A 20334-nucleotide genomic window follows, 5' to 3' on the forward strand; every position below is an offset into this window, starting at 1 on the left:
GTGGTCCCTCCCGTTGTGTGGCCGTGGTGCGCCGCCTACCTGAAGACGACGGTCCTCTCTCCGTTGAGCAGCACCCGCGACTGGGTGTGCCAGCGCACGGCGCGCGAGAGCACCTGCGCCTCGACGTCGCGCCCGGCGGCGACGAGCTGGTCCTGGTCGTAGCTGTGGTCGACCCGGATCACGTCCTGCTCGATGATCGGGCCCTCGTCGAGGTCGGCGGTCACGTAGTGCGCGGTCGCACCGACGAGCTTCACGCCCCGGTCGAAGGCCTGGTGGTAGGGCCGGGCGCCCTTGAAGCTCGGCAGGAACGAGTGGTGGATGTTGATGGCGCGACCCGAGAGCTGGCGGCAGAGGTCGTCGGAGAGGACCTGCATGTAGCGCGCCAGGACGACGAGGTCCGTGCCGGTCTCCTCGACGACCTCGAGCAGGCGCCGCTCAGCTGCGGGCTTGGTGTCGGGCGTGACCGGCAGGTGCAGGAAGTCGATGCCGTAGGAGCGGACCAGCGGCTCGGCGTCGCGGTGGTTGGAGACCACGACCGGGATCTCGACCTGCAGCGCCCCGGTGCTCGCCCGGAAGAGCAGGTCGTTGAGGCAGTGCAGGTGCTTGGAGACCATCAGCAGCGTGCGGTACGGCGCCTGCGCCGACCACAGCTCGTACTCCATCCCGAAGCGCTGGGCCACCGCGCCGAACGCCGCGTGCAGCGAACCCGCGTCGTGGCCGTCGCCGGCGGTGAAGCCGATGCGCATGAAGAAGCGGTCGGTCAGGCTGTCCCCGAACTGCTGGCTCTCGACGATGTTCGCGCCGTGCTCGACGAGGAACCCCGACACGGCGTGCACGATGCCCGGCCGGTCGGGGCACGAGAGGATGAGGACGAAGTCTCCCAAGGCTGCTCCTTCGATGGTGCGGTCGATGACGGCCCCATTGTCGGCTGGATTGTTGCGCTTGACGAAACGCAGTCTGCGATACGCAACAGCTTGTGCGCTAGTGTCGCGCCATGCGCAACGCTGCCGAGGCCGGCACCGGGGTCCAGTCCGTCGACCGGGCGCTCAGCATCCTGGAGGTCCTCGCGCGCACCGGCGAGGGCGGGGTCACCGAGATCGCGGCCGAGCTCGGCGTGCACAAGAGCACCGCGTTCCGCCTCGTCGCGACCCTCGAGGCACATCGCCTCGTCGAGCAGACCGGCGACCGCGGGCGCTACCGCCTCGGCGTGGGCATCCTGCGCCTGGCCGGCGCCACCACGGCGCGGCTCGACCTGGTCCAGGAGGCGCGCCCGGTCTGCCGCCAGCTCGCCGCGGAGACCGGCGAGACGGTCAACGTGGCGGTGCTGTCGGACGGGTCCGCGCTCTACCTCGACCAGGTGGCCGGGTCCTCGGCGCTCCAGCCGCACAACTGGGTCGGCCAGCACATCCCCCTGCACGCGACGAGCAACGGCAAGGTGCTGCTCAGCGGCCTGGACGACGACGCGCTCGACGCCGCCCTGGGCACGCTGTCGACCTACACCGAGCACACGATCACCCGGCGGGCGAAGCTGCGCGAGGAGCTGGCCCGCGTGCGGGAGCAGGGGCACGCGCTGGCCGTCGACGAGCTCGAGGTCGGGCTCACCGCGGTCGCGGCCCCGGTCCGCAACGCGCACGGCGACGTGGTGGCCTCGATGAGCGTCTCGGGACCGACCTTCCGGCTCGGCGCCGACCGCCTCGACCATGTCGTCACCCTCACGATGGCCGCCGCCTCCGAGGTCTCGCACCGACTCGGCTGGGGCCATCGCTGAGCGCTGCCGGTGCCGGTGCGCCGACCGGACGGAGCCTTGACGCCCGACCCGGGCCACAGCATTCTTCCGAACGAGGAGAGGGAGGCACTCGTGCCCGACCTGTACATCGACGGCAGCTGGGTCGACGCCCGCGCGGGGGAGCGGCGCGAGATCCGCTGCCCTGCTGACGGGAGCCTCGTCGCGGAGGTCGCCGAGGCCGGCCCGGACGACACCGAGGCCGCGATCGCGGCGGCGTACGCCGCCTTCCACGAGGGCCCGTGGCCACGGGAGTCGAGCCGGGACCGGGGTGACCTGCTGCTGCGCCTGGCCGACCTGCTCGAGCGGGACGCCGACGACGTGGCGCGGATGGAGTCGCTCGACACCGGCAAGCGCTTCGTCGAGAGCCAGTACGACGTCGCGGATGTCGTGTCGGTGTTCCGCCACTACGGGCGGATCGCGGCGGAGGAGTCGGGCCGGGTCGTCGACACGGGCAACCCCGACGTGGTCAGCCGCATCGTGCACGAGCCGATCGGGGTGTGCGGGCTGATCACCCCGTGGAACTACCCGCTGCTCCAGGTGTCGTGGAAGGTCGCTCCCTGCCTCGCGGCCGGGAACACCTTCGTCCTCAAGCCGAGCGAGCTGACGCCCCACTCGGCCATCCACCTGATGCGCCTGCTCGAGGAGGCGGGGCTGCCGCCAGGGGTGGGCAACCTCGTGCTGGGCGCGGGCGCGAACGCCGGGGCGCCGCTGTCCTCCGACCCGCGCGTCGACATGGTGTCGTTCACCGGCGGCCTGGAGACCGGACGGCGGATCGGTGCCGCCGCGGCGGCGACGGTGAAGAAGGTCGCCCTCGAGCTGGGCGGGAAGAACCCCAACATCGTCTTCGCCGACGCCGACCTCGACGTCGCGCTCGACTACGCGCTCACCGCCGTGTTCCTCCACTCCGGCCAGGTCTGCTCGGCCGGCGCACGCCTGCTGGTGGAGCGCTCGGTGCACGACCGCTTCGTCGACGCGCTGGTCGAGCAGGCGGGGCGGATCCGCCTGGGCGGCCCGTTCGACGACGCGGCCGAGACCGGGCCGCTGACCAGCGCCGCGCACCGGGACAAGGTCGAGGCCTACGTCGCCCGCGGGCTCGAGGAGGGTGCGGTCCTGCGCTGCGGTGGCGCCCGCCCCGACGACGAGGCGCTGTCGGACGGCTTCTACTACCTGCCCACCGTCCTGGACGGCTGCACGTCGTCGATGTCGGTGACCCAGGACGAGTCCTTCGGCCCCGTGCTCACGGTCGAGACCTTCGACGGCGAGGACGAGGCCGTCGCGATCGCCAACGACAGCATCTACGGCCTCGCCGGCGCGGTGTGGACCCAGGACGCCGGGCGCGCCCAGCGGGTGGCGGCGCGGCTGCGGATGGGCACCGTGTGGATCAACGACTACCACCCCTACGTCCCGCAGGCCGAGTGGGGCGGTTACAAGCAGTCCGGGACCGGCCGCGAGCTCGGCCTGGCCGGCCTCGACGAGTACCGCGAGACCAAGCACGTCTGGCACAACATCCGCCCGGCGGCACAGCGCTGGTTCGGAGGTGACGGGGCATGAGCAGGGCCTACGACTACGTGATCGTCGGCGGCGGCTCCGCCGGCTCCGCGCTGGCCAACCGCCTCTCGGCCGACCCCTCGACCCGGGTGCTCGTGCTGGAGGCCGGTCGCACCGACCGCTTCGACCCCCTGATCCACGCGCCGGCGGCACTGCCGTTCCCGATCGGGAACCCGCTCTACGACTGGCGCTACGAGACGGAGCCCGAGCCCGCGATGGGCGGTCGCCGGGTCTACCACGCCCGGGGCAAGGTCCTCGGTGGCTCGTCGTCGATCAACGGCATGATCTTCCAGCGCGGCAACCCGATGGACTACGAGCGGTGGGCGGCCGACCCGGGGATGGAGGCGTGGGACTACCTCCACTGCCTGCCGTACTTCAAGCGGATGGAGTCGCTGATCCTCCCGGACGGGATGGTCGGCGCCGACGCCTGGCGCGGTGGCTCCGGACCGCTGAAGCTGGAGCGGAGCCCGGCGACCAACCCGCTGTTCAGCGCCTTCTTCGAGGCGGCCCAGCAGGCGGGCTACCCGCTGACCGACGACGTCAACGGCTACCGCCAGGAGGGCTTCGGGCGCTTCGACCGCAACATCGTCAAGGGCGTGCGGATGTCCGCGGCCCGCGCCTACCTCCACCCGGTGATGGGCCGCAAGAACCTCACCGTCGAGACGTTCGCGCACGCGACGAAGGTCCGCTTCGACGGCAGGAGGGCGGTCGGTGTGGAGTACCTCCGCGCCGGTCGCAGGCACGAGTACGCCGCTGCGGGCGAGGTGATCCTCTGTGGGGGTGCGATCAACTCGCCACAGCTGCTCCAGCTCTCGGGCATCGGCAATCCCGATCACCTGCGCCCGCTGGGGGTCGAGATGGTGCACGACCTCCCGGGCGTGGGCGAGAACCTCCAGGACCACCTCGAGGTCTACATCCAGTACGCCTCGCTGCAGCCGGTGTCGATCGTCGAGGGCCTCAAGTGGCGCAACCGCCCGCTGGTGGGGCTCGAGTGGCTGCTCCGGCGCACCGGCACCGCGGCCTCGAACCACTTCGAGGGCGGCGGCTTCTGCCGGTCCAACGAGGACGTGGACTGGCCGAACCTGATGTTCCACTTCCTGCCGATCGCGATCCGGTACGACGGCTCGGCGCCGGCCGGGCAGGACCGCTACGCCCACGGCTACCAGGTCCACATCGGCCCGATGTACGCCGACACCCGGGGCTGGGTGCGCATCGCGTCCACCGACCCGCGGCAGAAGCCGAGGATGCTCTTCAACTACCTCTCCACCGCCAACGACAAGCGGGAGTGGGTCGAGGCGGTGCGCGTGGCGCGCGACATCCTCAACCAGCCGGCCTTCGCCCCGTTCAACGGCGGCGAGCTCTCGCCCGGCCCCTCGGTGGAGTCCGACGAGGAGATCCTGGAGTGGGTCCGCAAGGACGCCGAGACGGCCCTGCACCCGTCGTGCACCGCGAAGATGGGCACCGACGACATGTCCGTGGTCGACCCCGCCACCATGCGCGTGCACGGCACCGACGGCCTCCGGGTCGTCGACGCGAGCGTCTTCCCCTACGTCACGAACGGCAACATCTACGCCCCGGTGATGATGGTGGCCGAGAAGGCCGCCGACCTGATCCTGGGCAACACCCCGCTCCCCGCCGCCGACGTGCCCTACTACCGGCACCGTGACGAGAGCCCGCTCCACCCGCCCGGAGACGCCCGCAACGCCACCTGACAGCCGCGGCGGTCGTGCCGGGCCGCCCACCGAGACCGGAGGCACCATGACCGCTCAGCTCGACGCGCCCGCGCCCGCAGACGCCCCGGAGGTGCCCCGGCCCGCCGTCCGCTGGCCGGTGTTCATCACCTCGTTCGTCGGGGTCTGCGCGATCACGCTGTGGGCGATCGTGGCGCCGACCAACGCCGAGGAGGTCATCGGGGATCTGGTGAGCAGGGTCGGCACCGGCTTCGGCTGGTTCTACGTCGCGCTGGCCACCGCCATCGTGGGCTTCGTGATCTTCCTCGGCGCCTCCCGCTACGGCAGCATCCGGTTGGGGCCCGACCACTCGCGCCCGGAGTTCTCCACCTTCGCGTGGGCGAGCATGCTCTTCGCCGCCGGCATCGGCACCGACGTGATGTTCTACTCCGTCATCGAGCCGGTCTCGCAGTACACCGCGCCACCGGTGGGGGAGCCCGGCACCGTGGACGCCGCGCGCGACGCGACCGTGTGGACGCTCTTCCACTACGGGATCACCGGGTGGGCGATGTACGCGCTCATGGGCCTGGCGCTGGCGTACTTCTCCTACCGCAAGAACCTCCCGCTCGCGGTCCGCTCGGCACTCCACCCGGTGTTCGGCAAGCGCGTCGACGGTGCCCTCGGGCACGCCGTCGACACGGCCGCGGTGCTCGGGACCATCTTCGGTGTCGCGACCAGCCTGGGCATCGGCGTCGTGTTCCTCAACGTCGGGCTCAACGTCATCTTCGGGGTCGACGTCTCCACGGGTGCGCAGGCCGCGCTGGCCGTCCTGGCCGTCACGATCGCCGCGATCTCGGCGACCACCGGCGTCGACAAGGGCATCCGCTTCCTCTCCCAGCTCAACGTGGTCCTCGCCCTGGCGTTGGCCGGATGGGTGCTGGTGACCGGCAGGACGTCGTTCCTGCTGAACGCGGTGGTGATGAACGTCGGCGACTTCGTCCGGTCGTTCCCGGCGAAGACCCTCGAGACCTTCGCCTTCACCGACACCCAGGAGTGGATGCAGCTGTGGACGCTGTTCTTCTGGGCCTGGTGGGTCGCGTGGGCGTCCTTCGTCGGGCAGTTCCTGGCGCGCATCTCGCGGGGTCGGACCATACGCCAGTTCGTCCTCGGCACGATGGTGATCCCGTTCAGCTACATCGTCATGTGGATCTCGATCTTCGGCAACGCCGCCATCGACAAGGTCCGCAACGGGGGTGACGAGGGCTTCGCCGAGCTGGCGGTCGACTTCACCGGGCTCGGCTTCTACGAGCTCCTGAAGGACTACCCCCTCGCCAACGCGGTCATCTTCGTCGCGTTCCTGGTGGGCCTGCTCTTCTACATCACGTCCGCCGACTCCGCGGCCCTGGTGATGGGCAACCTGTGCTCCGAGCTCCACGACGTCCAGCAGGACTGTGCGGCATGGCTGCGCATCTCGTGGGCGAGCATCACCGGTCTGCTCACCGTCGCCATGCTGGCCGTCGGGGGCATCCTGGCGCTCCAGTACGCCACGATCATCATGGGCCTGCCCTTCGCCTTCGTCCTCGTGCTGGTCATGTGGGGGCTGTTCCGATCGCTGCGGGGCGAGGGACGCAAGGCCGAGGCCGTGCGCGGCATCGCGCCACTGCTCTCCGCGCGCACCGGGTCGACCGAGGACAACCGGAAGGCGTGGAAGGCCCGGCTCGCGCGCGCCACCAACTTCGTGGACGACGACGCCGCCGCGACGTACCTCCGGTCCACGGTCGAGCCCGCGCTTGTGGAGGTCGCCGAGGAGCTGACCTCGATGGGTGTTCCCGCCGCGGTGCGCGACGGTGGCGCCGTGGCGTCCGAGACGCTCCCGTGGGTGGAGCTCGCCACCGACCAGGGGGAGGCGGACGCGGGGTTTGTCTACCGCGTCGTCGTCCGCCGCTCGCCCGTGCCGACCTACGGCGGGCGGATGATCGGCAACCGCGACCAGTACGCCCGGCTCGAGGTGCACCTCGCCGACGGCGGACAGGACTACGACGTCATGGGCTACACGCCGGAGCAGGTGATCCACGACTGCCTCGACCAGTACGAGCGCCACCTGGAGTTCCTCCGCACGGTCTGACGCGGCACCCGGAGCCGGTCATCGCGAGGTCACGGTCTCGTCGCCACCCTTGACCGGGAGGGCCTCGCGCAGGATCCTTCGCTAGTCCGACTGGTTGCGCTCGGAGCACCCGGTTGCGGCATACGCAACAGTGCTCGAGGGCGGAGACATCGTGCGGGACCTACGCGTCAGCGGTGCTGACCTCATTCTGGGTATGTCCGCGCGCGTCGGCGCCAGCCTCCCGGCCACGCGGCACCGTCGTGGCGTGCCAGCCAGCCCCCGGAGCGTGCGCCCCGCTGCCGGGACCTCCACCCCCGAGGAGTCCGCATGACGGCAGCCCTGTTGGTCGACAGTCTCTGGAAGATCTTCGGACCGCGCTCCGACAAGGTCATCGGCACTCCCGACGCAGAGCTCTCCCGCGCCGAGCTCAAGGCCAGGACCGGCAACGTCATCGGCGTCAAGGACGTCTCATTCGAGGTCGCACCCGGCGAGGTGTTCGTGGTGATGGGGCTGTCCGGGTCGGGCAAGTCGACGCTCGTGCGCCTGCTCACCCGCCTCATCGAGCCCACCAGCGGCACGATCTCGCTGGGCGGCGTCGACATCACGAGCGCGTCGGCGGCCGAGCTGCGCGACGTACGTCGCGAGAAGGTCTCGATGGTGTTCCAGCACTTCGGGCTGCTGCCGCACCGGCAGGTGATCGACAACGTCGCCTACGGCCTCGAGGTGCGCGGCGTGGGCAAGAAGGAGCGCCGGGCCAAGGCGGCGGAGGTCGTGGACCTCGTCGGCCTCGCCGGCTACGAGCGGTCCTACCCCGACCAGCTGTCCGGCGGCATGCAGCAGCGCGTCGGCCTGGCCCGGGCGCTGGCCGGCGACCCGGAGATGCTGTTGTTCGACGAGCCGTTCTCGGCGCTCGACCCCCTGATCCGGCGCGACATGCAGAACGAGGTGATCCGGCTCCACAGCGAGCTCGGGAAGACGATGGTGTTCATCACCCACGACCTCGCCGAGGCGCTCAAGCTGGGTGACCGGATCATGATCCTCCGCGACGGCGAGATCGTGCAGATCGGCACGCCCGACGAGGTGGTGGCCAAGCCCGCGGACGACTACGTCAAGGACTTCGTCTCCGAGGTGCCCAAGGCCCACGTGCTCACGCTGAAGTGGGTGATGCGCGACCCGCGGCCCGGTGAGGCCACGGACGGACCGACCCTGCCGGTCACCACGGTCGTGCGCCACGCGGCGCGCACCGCGATCGCCTCGGACGCGCCGATCCGGGTGATGGACGGCGACACCCTCGTCGGGGTCGTCGACGAGGAGGACATCATGCGGGTCGTCGTGGCCGAGGAGGAGTCGTGAACGACCTCGGCCCGCCCCTGGCGAACCGCGACGCCGCGCCCGGCGCCACTGCGACGAAGGAGCGGCGACCCGTCGAGCCAGGAGCGCAGCCGCCGCCGGTCGTCGAGGACTCCGGCATCAGCCGGTGGATCCCGGCACTGGGGGTCGTCCTGGTCTGGATCGTGGTCTGGGCGTTCACCAAGGGCAACAACACCCTGGCCCTGCCGGGGCGTGAGCACACCGACCTCCACCAGTCGCTGACGGACTTCAACAACCGGTTGCTCGCGGGCCGCGAGACCAACCCGATCATGCAGCTCACCAACGGCATCTCAGACGTCCTGCGCACGATCTTCGACTGGCTGCAGCGGCTGTTCGTCCGGCCCAACCTGCCGCGGCCGGTGCCCGAGATCGGGTGGCTGGGCATCGTGGCCGTGGCCACCTGGGTGGGCTACGCCATCGCCAGCTGGCGCATCGCGCTCCTGGTCCTGGCGTCGTTCCTCTCCTTCGGGGTCTTCGGCTACTGGGAGGACTCGCTCGACCTGCTGATCGTCACCGGCATGGCCGTCGGCATCTCGCTCCTGGTCGGGCTGCCGCTCGCCGTGCTCGCCGGCACCAACGTGCGCGCCAACAAGGCGATCACCATCGTGCTGGACTTCATGCAGACGATGCCGACCTTCGTCTACCTCGTGCCGATCGTCCTCTTCTTCGGTATCGGCGTCGGTGGCGCCGTGGTCGCGACGCTCGTGTACGCCGTCCCGCCGCTCGTGCGCATCGGGGGCTTCGGCATCCGTGAGGTGTCCGCCACGACCATCGAGGCCACCGACTCGGCCGGGCAGACCTTCTGGCAGCGGCTCTTCAAGGTCCAGCTGCCGATGGCCCGCCGGACGATCATCGTCGGCCTCAACCAGACGACCCTGGCGGCGCTCTCGATGGCGACCATCGCCGCCTACATCAACGGACCCGGCCTCGGGAAGCCCGTCATCAACGCACTGGTGGCCAACGACTTCGGCGGCAGCTTCGTGCCCGGCGTGCTGATCGTCGTGATGGCGGTGATGCTCGACCGCACGACCACCGCTGCGAGCGAGCGCTCGGAGCGCGTCGCGCGCGGAGGTGGTGGCAACGTCCGGGTCCACAGGATCGTCCTCGCGGTCACCGGCGCCGTCGCGCTCGTCGCGGTCTGGATGTCGCGGCGCGACCTGAGCCTGGCGGAGTTCCCGGAGTACACGATCGGCAGCAAGGTCTCCGACGCAGCCGACAGCGCGATGGACGGCATCGTCGACCTCGTCGGCGGGTTCGCCGGGGGAGTGAAGGACGCGATCAGCTACGGCTTCCTCAACCCGATGCAGTCCCTGCTGGCCGAGTCCCCGTGGTGGCTCGCGGCGCTGGGCATCCTGGCTCTCGCGGTCGTGTTCGGCGGCGTCCGCGCGTTGCTCACCACCGTGGTCTGCCTCGCCGGGATCTGGTACCTCGACCTGTGGCACGACGCGATGCTGACGCTCACCATGGTCCTCGTCGGCACGGTCCTCGTGATGCTGCTCGCCCTGGTCTTCGGCGTCTCGATGGCACGCAACCGGTGGGTCGACCTCGGCATCCGGCCGCTGCTCGACGCAGGGCAGACGATCCCGCCCTTCGTCTACCTGATCCCGGTGCTCGCGCTCTTCGGCTCGAGCCGCTTCACCGCGATCGTCGCCGGTGTGGTGTACGCCGCCCCGGCCGCGATCAAGCTGGTGGCCGACGGCGTGAAGGCGGTGTCCCCGACCACCATCGAGGCAGGCCGCTCGACGGGCCAGACCACCTGGCAGGAGATCACCAAGGTCCAGCTGCCCATGGCCAAGGGCTCGCTCGTGCTCGCCACCAACCAGGGCCTGCTCTACGTCCTGGCGATGGTCGTCATCGGCGGGCTCGTCGGCGCGCAGGCGCTCGGCTACGACGTCGCGCTGGGCATCTCCCGCAGCGAGGAGTGGGGCAAGGGCGCTGCCGGCGGCCTGACCATCGTGCTGCTCGGCGTGATGCTCGACCGGATCACGCGCGCGGCCGCCGACGTACGCCGCGACGACGGTCCGGGACCCCGCCGCGCATTCAACGTCCGACTGCCCATCGGACCGCCGTCCTGAGTTTGTCGCACCACCCGAGATGAGGAGAACCGCACCATGAGACCAGTCCGGAGCAAGGGTGTGCGCCTGGGGGCCATCACCGCCGTCGCCGTCGTCCTGCTGTCCGCCTGTGGCGGTGGTGGCGACATCGAGGAGCAGACGAAGGCCAACGAGGAGAAGGCGGCCGAGAGCGGCGGCGAGTGCGGCGACCTCAACATGGCCGTCAACCCGTGGGTCGGCTACCAGGCCAGCGCGTACGTCGTCGGCACCGTCGCCAAGCAGGAGCTCGGCTGCACCGTGAACTACAAGGACCTCAAGGAGGATGTCTCCTGGCAGGGCTTCGGCACCGGCGAGGTCGACGTGGTGATCGAGGACTGGGGCCACCCCGACCTGGAGAAGAAGTTCTTCGCCGAGGAGGGCGACGGCACCGCCGAGGACTTCGGGCCGCAGGGCAACGTCGGCATCATCGGCTGGTTCGTGCCGCCGTGGCTCGCGGAGGAGCACCCGGACATCCTCGAGTGGGAGAACCTCAACAAGTACGCCGACGAGTTCGCGACGTCGGAGTCCGGCGGGCAGGGCCAGTTCCTCGGCGCCGACCCGTCGTACGTGCAGTTCGACGAAGCGATCGTGAGCAACCTCGACCTCGACTTCAAGGTCGTCTTCTCCGGCAGCGAGGCCGCGTCCATCGAGGCCTTCCGCAAGGCGGAGGAGAACAAGGAGTGGGTGATCGGCTACTGGTACGAGCCGCAGTACTTCAACGCCGAGGTGCCCATGCAGCGCGTCTCGCTGCCGCCGTACGAGGAGGGCTGCCAGGACGACCCGCAGGAGGTCGCCTGCGACTACCCCGAGACCGAGCTGAAGAAGATCGTCGGCACGGAGTGGGCGGCGTCCGACTCGACGGCCGTCGACCTGGTCAGGAACTTCACCTGGACCAACGAGGACCAGAACCTCGTCGCGGGCTACATCGCGGCCGACGGCATGTCTCCCGAGGACGCCGCCACCAAGTGGATCGAGGAGAACCAGGACAAGGTCGACGCCTGGCTCGAGTGAGCCAGGTGGTCGGCGCGGCCGTGCCTGCCCCCGGATGAGCCTTGACACCCATCCGGGGGCGGAGCACTGTGACCCCAACCTGTGTTGCAGATCACGCACGTCGTTGCGCTCAGCGCAACCGGACCGGGAGGCGCCATGGCGACCAAGGATCCACTGCACACCCATCGCGACCATGTCGTGCCGCCACCGGCCGAGGGGGAGACCCGCTTCCCGCTCGACAAGGTGACCTTCGGCGTCGCCGCCGCCCTCGCCATCGCGTTCCTCCTCTGGGGCACCGTCGACTCCGAGGGCATGGGCACGACGACGGGGGAGTGGCTGGGCACGCTGGAGAAGTACTTCGGCTGGTTGTTCATCCTCGTCAGTGCCGTGTTCCTGATCTTCTCGGCCTACCTCGCGGTCACCCGCTACGGCAACATCCGGCTCGGCCCCGACGACTCCGAACCGGAGTTCTCCACCTTCTCGTGGGTCTCGATGATGTTCGCAACGGGGATGGGCATCGGGCTGATGTTCTGGGGTGTCGCCGAGCCGCTGACGTACCTCACCGCCACCGACGCGAGCAGCATCCCGCCGGGACGCGGTGACCCGTCGACGCCGGACAGTGCGCGGGTGGCGATGGAGTACGCCTTCTTCCACTGGGGCTTCCACCCGTGGGCGATGTACGCCGTGATCGGCCTGGCCATCGGCTACTTCGCCTACCGCAAGGGCACCGGCAACCTCGTCTCGGGCGCCTTCGGCCCGCTGCTGGGCCGGCACGCGAAGGGCGGCCCCGGCAAGGCGATCGACGTCATCGCCATCTTCGCGACGCTCTTCGGCTCCGCCACCTCGCTCGGGCTGGGGGCCCTGCAGATCACCGGGGGGCTCGACGACGTCTTCGGCAGTGGCCGCTCGAAGTGGCTGACCGTCGCCGTCATCGGCGTGCTGACGCTGTGCTTCGTGATCTCGGCCATCACCGGCATCGAGAAGGGCGTGCAGCTGCTCTCCAACGCCAACGCGGTCGCCGCGGTGCTGCTGGCGTTCTTCCTGTTCGTCGTCGGTCCGACGGTGTTCATCCTGAGCACCTTCACCGAGTCGCTGGGTGGCTACCTGACCCACCTGCCCACGATGGCATTCCGGACCGGCGCGTTCGGCGGCAGCGAGTTCCTCAACGCGTGGACGATCTTCTACTGGGCGTGGTGGATCTCTTGGACCCCCTTCGTCGGCATGTTCATCGCGCGCATCTCCAAGGGCCGCACCATCCGCCAGTTCGTGATCTACGTGATCCTGGTGCCGAGCCTGGTGTCGTTCGTGTGGTTCTCGATCCTCGGTGGCTCCGCCTTCGACCTGCAGCTCTCCGGGGCCCGGGACTTCACCGACGACCTCGCGGCCGGGAGCGAGGGCGCGCTGTTCGCGATGCTGCGCGAGTACCCGCTCTCGAGCATCACCGTCGTGCTGGCGGTCTTCCTGGTGGCGATCTTCTTCATCACCGGCGCCGACTCGGCCTCGATCGTGATGGGCATGCTCAGCCAGCACGGCAAGGAAGAGCCGATGCGCTGGCTGATCATCTTCTGGGGCGTCGCGCAGGGTGCCGTGGCTGCCGTGCTGCTGTTCTCCGGGGGCCTCAGCGCGCTGCAGACCCTGGTGATCATCGTGGCGGGGCCGTTCATGCTGGTGATCTGCGCGATGTGCGTCTCGCTGCTGAAGTCGCTGCGCGCCGAGCCCTACGAGTCGACGCTCCCCTCGCGGGTGCGCAAGGCGGTGCTGCACGCCCAGCACTACGACTCGATGGAGAACCAGACCGTCGCCCTCGCGGCCCTCGGTGCCGACCCCGAGGACGTCACCGGGGACCCGATGCCGGACGTGCCGCCCGACACGCGGCCGATCAGCGGCTCGTGAGCCTGCGACGGCGCCCCCGGACTGCTTGACAGCGGCCGGGGGCGCCGACGTAGATTTCTGCATGTCGCACATAGCGCAACAAGTTGCGTGATACGCAACATTCTCACCCGCCGCAGGAGGCAGCCATGGCCGAGGTCCCCGCGACCGCCGACGTCGTCGTGATCGGGGCCGGCATCGTCGGCAACAGCCTGGTCCACCACCTCACCCGGCTGGGGTGGAAGAACGTCGTGCAGATCGACAAGGGCCCCCTGCCCAACCCCGGCGGGTCGACCGGGCACGCCTCCAACTTCATCTTCACCGTCGACCACTCGCGCGAGATCACCGACATCACGCTCGACTCGGTCGAGCAGTACAAGGAGATGGGCGTGTTCACCGAGTCCGGCGGCTTCGAGATCGCCCGGACCGAGGAGCGCATGGAGGAGCTGCGGCGCCGCATGTCCAGCGCGAAGGCGTGGGGCATCGAGGCCGAGCTGGTCGAGCCGGCGTTCGTGAAGGAGAAGGTCCCCTTCATCGAGGAGGACCAGTTCATCGGAGCCTTCTGGACCCCGGGCGTCGGGGTCGTCGACTCGCTGCGCGCCGGCACGATCATGCGCGAGCGCGGCCTCGCCACCGGGGAGCTGACCGTCGTACCCACCGTCGAGGTGGTCGGGCTCGACACCGAGGAGGGCCCGCACGGCCGTCGCCGCATCACACGGGTGCGCACGACCGGCGGGGACATCGAGGCGAAGACGGTCGTCATCGCGGCCGGCGTGTGGAGCCCCAAGCTCGGCGACATGGCGGGGATCAGCATCCCGCTCACCCCGGCGGTGCACCAGATGATCAGCGTCGGTCCCTGCCCGCAGCTGGCCGAGAAGGAGGGGGAGATCTCCTTCCCGATCGTCCGGGACATGGACACCTTCTGCTACGAGCGGCAGCACGGCGCCGACATGGAGGTCGGCTCCTACGCCCACCGGGCGATCCTGCACGAGCCCGAGGACATCCCCTCGATCGAGCAGGCCAAGCTGTCGCCGACCGAGATGCCCTTCACCTCCGACGACTTCGACCCCCAGCTCGAGCAGGCCTACGAGCTGATGCCCGAGCTGCTCGGCGCCGAGGGCGCGGAGATGCGCTACGCCATCAACGGCCTGCTCTCGTTGACCTGCGACGGCAACCCGATCCTCGGCGAGAGCGAGGTGGCCGGCCTCTGGACGGCGGCCGCCGTGTGGATCAAGGAGGGGCCCGGGGTCGGCCGCGCGGTCGCCGAGTGGATGACGCACGGCCACTCCGAGATCGACCTGCACCACAGCGACATCGCCCGCTTCCACCAGCACCAGAAGCGTCGCGAGCACACCCGCCTGCGCACGACCGAGTCGTTCATCAAGACCTACGGCATCGTGCACCCCGCCGAGCAGTACGAGTCCGACCGCGACCAGCGGCTCTCGCCGATGCACGACTCGCAGCAGAAGCTCGGCGCGGTGTTCTTCGAGACCGCCGGGTGGGAGCGGCCCTTCTGGTACGAGTCCAACGCCGGCCTCCTCGAGCAGTACGGCGACGCGGTGATGCCGCGCGAGCACGAGTGGGACGCGCGCTGGTGGAGCCCGATCATCAACGCCGAGCACCTCCGGATGCGCGAGGCGGCCGCCGTCATCGACCTCTCGGCCTTCTGCATCTTCGACATCGAGGGTCCCGAGGCGCTCCAGGTCGTGCAGACCACCTGCGTCGCGCAGTGCGACGTCGCCGTCGGCAAGGTCGTCTACACGCCCGTGCTCGACGCGAAGGGCGGCTTCCGCTCCGACCTCACCGTGATGCGGCTCGGCGACGACCACTTCCGCGTCGTCACCGGCGGCGCCCACGGCATGGCCGACCGGGCGTGGTTCTCCGGGCAGCTGCCCGACGAGGGCACCACCACCCTGACGGACCTCACCGACGACGTCTCCACCATCGGGATCTGGGGTCCGCGGGCCCGCGACGTCGTCGCCTCGCTGACCTCCGACGACGTGTCCGACGCCGGGTTCGGGTTCCTCACCTGCCGCGAGGTCGACCTGGGCGACGTGCGTGTCCTCGCTTCCCGGATCTCGTACGTCGGTGAGCTGGGCTGGGAGCTCTACGTCCCGATGGACCGGGCGGCCGAGCTCTGGGAGAGCCTGCTGGAGGCGGGCGCGCCCCACGCCGTCGTACCGGCGGGGATCGGGGTCTACGGCACCACCGGCCGCATCGAGAAGGGCTACCGCGCCTACGGCGCCGAGCTCGACAGCGAGCGCACCATCGTCGAGGCCGGCATGCAGCGGCCCAAGGTCAAGGCCGCCGACTTCATCGGCAAGGAGGCCTACCTCGCCCAGCGCGCTGCGCTGGATTCCGGGCAGGCGCCGCAGGCGGTGCTGTGCACGCTGACCGTCGACGACCACACCTCGGCGTCGGGGATGAAGCGCTACATGCTCGGCGGCGAGCCGATCCTGACCCGCGACGGCGGCACGCTCACCGACGGCCACGGCCATCACCCCTACGTCACCAGCGCGGGCTCCGCCCCCTCCCTCGGCAAGCACGTCCTGCTGGCCTACCTGCCGCCGGAGGAGGCGGTGATCGGCAACGAGCTCGCCGTGTCCTACATGGAGGAGCTCTACCCCGTCACCGTCGGCTCGATCGACGCCACGCCCCTCCTCGACCCCACCAATGAGCGCATCCGATGAACCCCCTCGTCTGCATCAAGCGCGTCGTCGACGCGTCCAGCGAGATCGTGCTGACCGAGGACGCGCAGGGCGTCGACGGCCGCTACGCCGGCTTCACCACGAGCGCCCACGAGGAGTGCGCCGTCGAGATCGCGGTGCAGGTCGCCGCGTCGGGCGGCGGCAGCGCCACGGTCCTCACGCTGGGCGACGCGGACGCGGTGGAGCAGCTGCGGTCGGCGCTGGCGGTCGGCTGCACCTCCGCCACCCACGTCGTGGCCGACGCGCAGGCCTTCGGCCCCGCCGACGTGGCCCGCGAGATCGCGGCCGTGGTGCGTGACTACGCCGAGGCCGGCACCCCGCACGACTTGGTCCTGCTCGGCAACGACGCCGCCGACAGCGGCGACTTCCAGGTGGGCATCCGGCTCGCCTACGAGCTGGGGTGGCCGGTCGTCAACGGCGTCAGCACCGTCAGCGTGGCGGACGGCCACGTCACCGCCGGCGGCGACGGCCCCGACGGCCACGAGACCTACCGCGTGCCGCTGCCGGCCGTCGTCACGGTGCTCGAGGGCGGGGTCGAGCCGCGCTACCCGACCGTGCCGGGGCGGATGAAGGCCAAGAAGGTGGAGATCGAGGAGCGCACGCCGACGGCAGACCCCGCGGGCCCCTCGCGCGTCCGCCTGGTCCTGCCGCCGCCCGCGCCGTCGTCGGTCCAGGTCCTCGGCACCGGTGCCGCCGCGGCGCCCGCCGTCGTCGACCTCTTCGAGGAGCTGGGGGTGCTCTCGCGATGATCCTGGTGCTCGTCGAGGTCACGCCCGAGGGCGAGGCCGTGGAGACCTCCCGCGAGGCGATCACCTTCGCCCGCGACCTGTCCGCCTCCGGCGGAGGCGTGCCGATCGACGCGGTCGTCGTCGGCCAGCCCGCCGACGGCCTCGTCGGGGTGCTCGCCTCCTACGGCGTGCGCCGCGTCCACGCGCTCACCGGTGCGGCGTACGACGCCTACGCCGGCGCCGCTTGGGCCGCCGGCGTGCTCGCCGTCCGGGAGTCGTCCGGCTCGGTCGTCGTGATGGCCGCCGGCACCTCGCGCGGCAACGAGGTGATGGCCCACGTGGCCGCGCGCAGCGGCGTCCCGATGGCCGCCAACGTCCTCTCCTTCGGCGGCCTGTCGCCCTTCACCGTCACCCGGCAGGTCGTCGGTGGGGCCGCGCTCGAGGAGATGCAGCTGGCCGCCCGACCCGCGGTGTTCACGGTGGCCGGCCACGCCGTGCAGGCGCAACCCGCCGACGCCCCGGGCGCCGGCGAGCTGGTGGTCGAGACCCCCGACGTGGCCGAGGCCGACCTCCTCGCGCGCGTGGTCTCCACCGAGGAGCCGGAGCCCGACCTGTCGGGCACCCTCAAGTCCGCCAAGGTCGTCGTCGGCGCCGGTCGTGGGGCCGGCTCCGCCGACGGCTTCGGTGACATCCTCGAGCTCACCGAGCTGCTGGGCGCCTCGCTGGGCGTCTCCCGCGTCGTGACCAGCCTGGGCTGGCGGCCGCACCACGAGCAGGTCGGCCAGACCGGCAGCCGGATCTCGCCCGACCTCTACATCCCGTGCGGCATCAGCGGCGCCATCCAGCACTGGGCCGGGTGCAGCAGCGCCAAGGCGATCCTCGCGATCAACACCGACGCCGACGCCCCGATGGTCACCAAGGCGACCCACGCGGTCATCGGCGACCTCCACGAGGTCGTGCCGGCGATCAACGCCGAGATCCGGCGGCGCAGGGGAGCCTGAGCCCGCCGGCCGTCTCGCCCCCGGTGGCACCATGATGGGCATGCGCACGCGCGGGGTGTCGTACATGTCGGGGGTGCACGAGCCCGACGAGGTGGCCCGCATCATGCGGACCATTCGTCACGACCTGTCCTGCACGAGCGTGATGGTGGTCGACAGCGACGTCGACAGCCTCGTCGAGGCCGCCGCGATCGCTCTGGCCGAGGGCCTGGACGTCGTCGTTCGACCCCACCCCGGGAACGTCCGGGCGCGTGCGTTGCTGGATCACCTGCGCACTGCCGCGGTGGCGGCCGAGGGCCTGCGTGCCTCGGCGCCCGGGAAGGTCAGCCTGATCGTCGGCAACGAGCTGTCGATGACCACACCCGGGATCGTCCCCGGCCTGGGCGAGCTGTCACGGCTCATGGTGATCCTGCGAGCCCGCTCGCTGCTCCGACGCCGCATCAGCCGGCGCGTGAACCAGCTGCTGGTCCGTGCGGCGGAGGTGGCGCGCGGTCACTTCGGCGGCCCGATCGGCTACTGCGCCGCGATGTGGGAGGAGGTGGACCACGGGCCGTTCGACTTCGTCGGGGTGAACCTCTACCGCACCGGCACGGACGCCGCCGGCTACCGGCGGCGCGTGGCCGACCTCGTCGCGTCGGCTGGGAAGCCCGTGGTGATCACCGAGTTCGGCTGCGGGGCGCAGGTCGGCGGTGACGTGCGCGGCCCCGGTTCGTTCCTGATGGTCAACTGGCTGGTCGACCCGCCGCGCATCAAGGGCGGGGTCGAGCGCGACGAGTCCGTTCAGGCGGCCTACCTCGCCGAGCTCGTGGACGTCTACGACGACGTCGGTGTGGACGGCTGCTTCGCCTTCACGTTCTGCATGGCCGACTTCCCCCACCGTCCCGAGGATCCGGCGCACGACCTGGACCTGGCTGGGTTCGGCCTGGTGGCTGTCCCGCCCGACGACGTCGCGAACTGGCGTCCCAAGGAGGCGTTCCACGCACTCGCCCGGGCGTACGCCGCCCTGGCGTGACCGACGAGCAGACGCGGCCCCCGGGAACGCACTTCCTCAGTGCGTGCTCACGTCCGCCGGGTGAAGGTGACCTTGTTGTCGGCGTGGACAGTCATGGCGTAGCGGGCGTCGTGGGCGAGGCGGTGGTGGCGGGGGCACAGGAGGCGGCCGTTGGCGAGGTCGGTGCGGCCGCCGCGGGACCAGGGGTCGTCGTGGTGGGCGTGGCACCCCGACGCGGTGGTTTCGCAGCCGCGGGCGGTGCAGCCGCGGTCGCGCAGGCCGAGGGCGATGCGCTGGGCCTTGGTGAACAGCCGCCGGGTGCGGCCCAGGTCGAGGACCTGGCCTTCGCCGTCGAGGACGGCGGGGATGATCCCGGCCTCGCACGCCAACCGCCGCGCCTGCCCGGCACTCATGCGGGTGCCGTCGTCGAGGAGTGCGGTGGCGTGCTCGCCGAGGAGCTGCTCGAGGGTCATGGTGATCACGACGGTGGCGCTGACGCCGGCGGTCTGGGGTGTGGCGTCGGAGGGGTAGCGCTCGACGTACTCGATCAACGCCTCGCCGAGGCGCCGGCGCAGCGGCTTCCAGCCGCCGGTCTCGTCACGGAGCTCGGCCTCGGTGTGGCGGGCGGGGTTGGCCAGGGCGAGGAGGTGGCGCTTGAGCATGGCGCCGATGTGGGAGGGCAGGGTGAACCGGCCGTGGCAGCGACCGTGGCCGTCGTCGACCATGGTGAAGCCGACGCTCGCGGCGGCGCGGGTCTCCTCCCTCGTCAGGGTGGCGGCTTCCTGGGCCTCCCCGAGCTCGGCGGCGACCACGTCGAGGATCCGCCGCCCGAGGCGGCGCAGCGCCTTGGCGTCGTGCTCGGCCGCGGCGGCCAGCAGGTGGTCGCGTGCCTGCTCCCGCACTCCTGGACCGATGATCCGGGTCACCCCGTCGGCGGTGCGGACGGACGTGGGGATCGCGTCGACCGCGTCGACGATCACCCGGGCCTGCTCCACCCGCAGCTCGCCCGCCGCGAGCGCACGCGCGGTCGGCGCGTGCAAAGGCTCTTCGAGTGCCCGCGCCAGCCTGCTCAGCCGGGCCGCGTCGGCGTGCGTGTGACGACTACGCCCAGCCCACCACTGGTGGACATGGCGGGCGCCGGTCGCGTCCTGGAGCCGCCGGCGGTCGGCCTCGGCCACCACCCGGCACAGCTCCCGGGTAACGCGGCTCGACGCTGCAGTGAGCCCGTCGAGCAGCCGCATCACGTCGCCGTCCGAGAAGCCTCCGAGCGACACCTCACCCACCTCGGCCAGCTCGCTCAGCGACGCGTGCACCCGCGCCAGCGCCTGGTCCACCACCGCCGACGCCACCGGCTGCGTTCCCGGCGCACGCCACCCACCCTCGCGTGAACCCGCGTGGGGCTGCTCGGCAGGTACGGCGCTCACTGACTGACCCTCCCGCGCCACCCTTGGGCGCACCGACAACTACGGACGGGGCCA

General features: G+C 70.9%; 14 protein-coding genes. 12 read left to right on the forward strand and 2 right to left on the reverse strand.

Features of this window, described 5'->3' with window-relative positions; all coding sequences use genetic code 11:
* Window positions 1–35: 35 nt before the first annotated feature.
* Complete coding sequence (gene purU / locus Q9S36_RS26135; protein ID WP_311287754.1) at window positions 36–884, reverse strand: formyltetrahydrofolate deformylase; 849 nt, start codon at window positions 882–884, stop codon at window positions 36–38.
* A 110-nt stretch (window positions 885–994) separates the two neighbouring features.
* Here purU and Q9S36_RS26140 point away from each other — a divergent pair, with 110 nt between their 5' ends.
* The 12 genes from Q9S36_RS26140 to Q9S36_RS26195 all read left to right on the forward strand — a co-directional run bounded on the left by Q9S36_RS26140 (window position 995) and on the right by Q9S36_RS26195 (window position 18877).
* Entirely contained in the window at window positions 995–1768 is a 774-nt protein-coding gene (locus Q9S36_RS26140) for an IclR family transcriptional regulator (protein ID WP_311287755.1), read from the forward strand.
* A 90-nt stretch (window positions 1769–1858) separates the two neighbouring features.
* Window positions 1859–3337 (forward strand): aldehyde dehydrogenase family protein, encoded by a 1479-nt coding sequence (locus tag Q9S36_RS26145; RefSeq protein WP_311287756.1) that lies wholly within the window; start codon window positions 1859–1861, stop codon window positions 3335–3337.
* Complete coding sequence (betA, locus tag Q9S36_RS26150; RefSeq protein WP_311287757.1) at window positions 3334–5046, forward strand: choline dehydrogenase; 1713 nt, start codon at window positions 3334–3336, stop codon at window positions 5044–5046. The genes Q9S36_RS26145 and betA overlap by 4 nt, the downstream gene beginning before the upstream one ends.
* Window positions 5047–5092: 46 nt before the next feature.
* A complete protein-coding gene (betT, locus tag Q9S36_RS26155; RefSeq protein WP_311287758.1) occupies window positions 5093–7129 on the forward strand; it encodes a choline BCCT transporter BetT in 2037 nt (678 codons plus the stop codon).
* A 306-nt stretch (window positions 7130–7435) separates the two neighbouring features.
* On the forward strand, window positions 7436–8461 hold the full coding sequence (locus Q9S36_RS26160; RefSeq protein ID WP_311287759.1) for a glycine betaine/L-proline ABC transporter ATP-binding protein: 1026 nt from the start codon (window positions 7436–7438) through the stop codon (window positions 8459–8461).
* Complete coding sequence (locus tag Q9S36_RS26165; protein WP_311287760.1) at window positions 8458–10554, forward strand: ABC transporter permease subunit; 2097 nt, start codon at window positions 8458–8460, stop codon at window positions 10552–10554. The genes Q9S36_RS26160 and Q9S36_RS26165 overlap by 4 nt, the downstream gene beginning before the upstream one ends.
* 36 nt (window positions 10555–10590) lie before the next feature.
* On the forward strand, window positions 10591–11583 hold the full coding sequence (locus Q9S36_RS26170) for an ABC transporter substrate-binding protein (RefSeq protein WP_311287761.1): 993 nt from the start codon (window positions 10591–10593) through the stop codon (window positions 11581–11583).
* Window positions 11584–11718: 135 nt separating this feature from the next.
* Window positions 11719–13455, forward strand: coding sequence for a BCCT family transporter (locus tag Q9S36_RS26175; protein ID WP_311287762.1), 1737 nt, complete (start codon window positions 11719–11721; stop codon window positions 13453–13455).
* A gap of 125 nt (window positions 13456–13580) precedes the next feature.
* Window positions 13581–16121, forward strand: a complete 2541-nt coding sequence (locus tag Q9S36_RS26180) for an FAD-dependent oxidoreductase (RefSeq protein ID WP_311287763.1) — start codon at window positions 13581–13583, stop codon at window positions 16119–16121.
* On the forward strand, window positions 16118–16888 hold the full coding sequence (locus Q9S36_RS26185) for an electron transfer flavoprotein subunit beta/FixA family protein (protein ID WP_311287764.1): 771 nt from the start codon (window positions 16118–16120) through the stop codon (window positions 16886–16888). The genes Q9S36_RS26180 and Q9S36_RS26185 overlap by 4 nt, the downstream gene beginning before the upstream one ends.
* Window positions 16885–17868: an electron transfer flavoprotein subunit alpha/FixB family protein gene (locus Q9S36_RS26190; protein WP_311287765.1), complete on the forward strand. Its 984-nt coding sequence runs from the start codon at window positions 16885–16887 to the stop codon at window positions 17866–17868. Before Q9S36_RS26185 ends, Q9S36_RS26190 begins: the two co-directional genes overlap by 4 nt.
* 40 nt (window positions 17869–17908) lie before the next feature.
* Window positions 17909–18877, forward strand: coding sequence for a hypothetical protein (locus tag Q9S36_RS26195; RefSeq protein ID WP_311287766.1), 969 nt, complete (start codon window positions 17909–17911; stop codon window positions 18875–18877).
* 47 nt (window positions 18878–18924) lie between these two features.
* Here Q9S36_RS26195 and Q9S36_RS26200 read toward each other — a convergent pair whose 3' ends face one another.
* Window positions 18925–20280: a DUF222 domain-containing protein gene (locus Q9S36_RS26200; protein ID WP_311287767.1), complete on the reverse strand. Its 1356-nt coding sequence runs from the start codon at window positions 20278–20280 to the stop codon at window positions 18925–18927.
* Window positions 20281–20334 lie beyond the last annotated feature (54 nt).

This window comes from Microbacterium sp. ARD31, assembly GCF_031844425.1.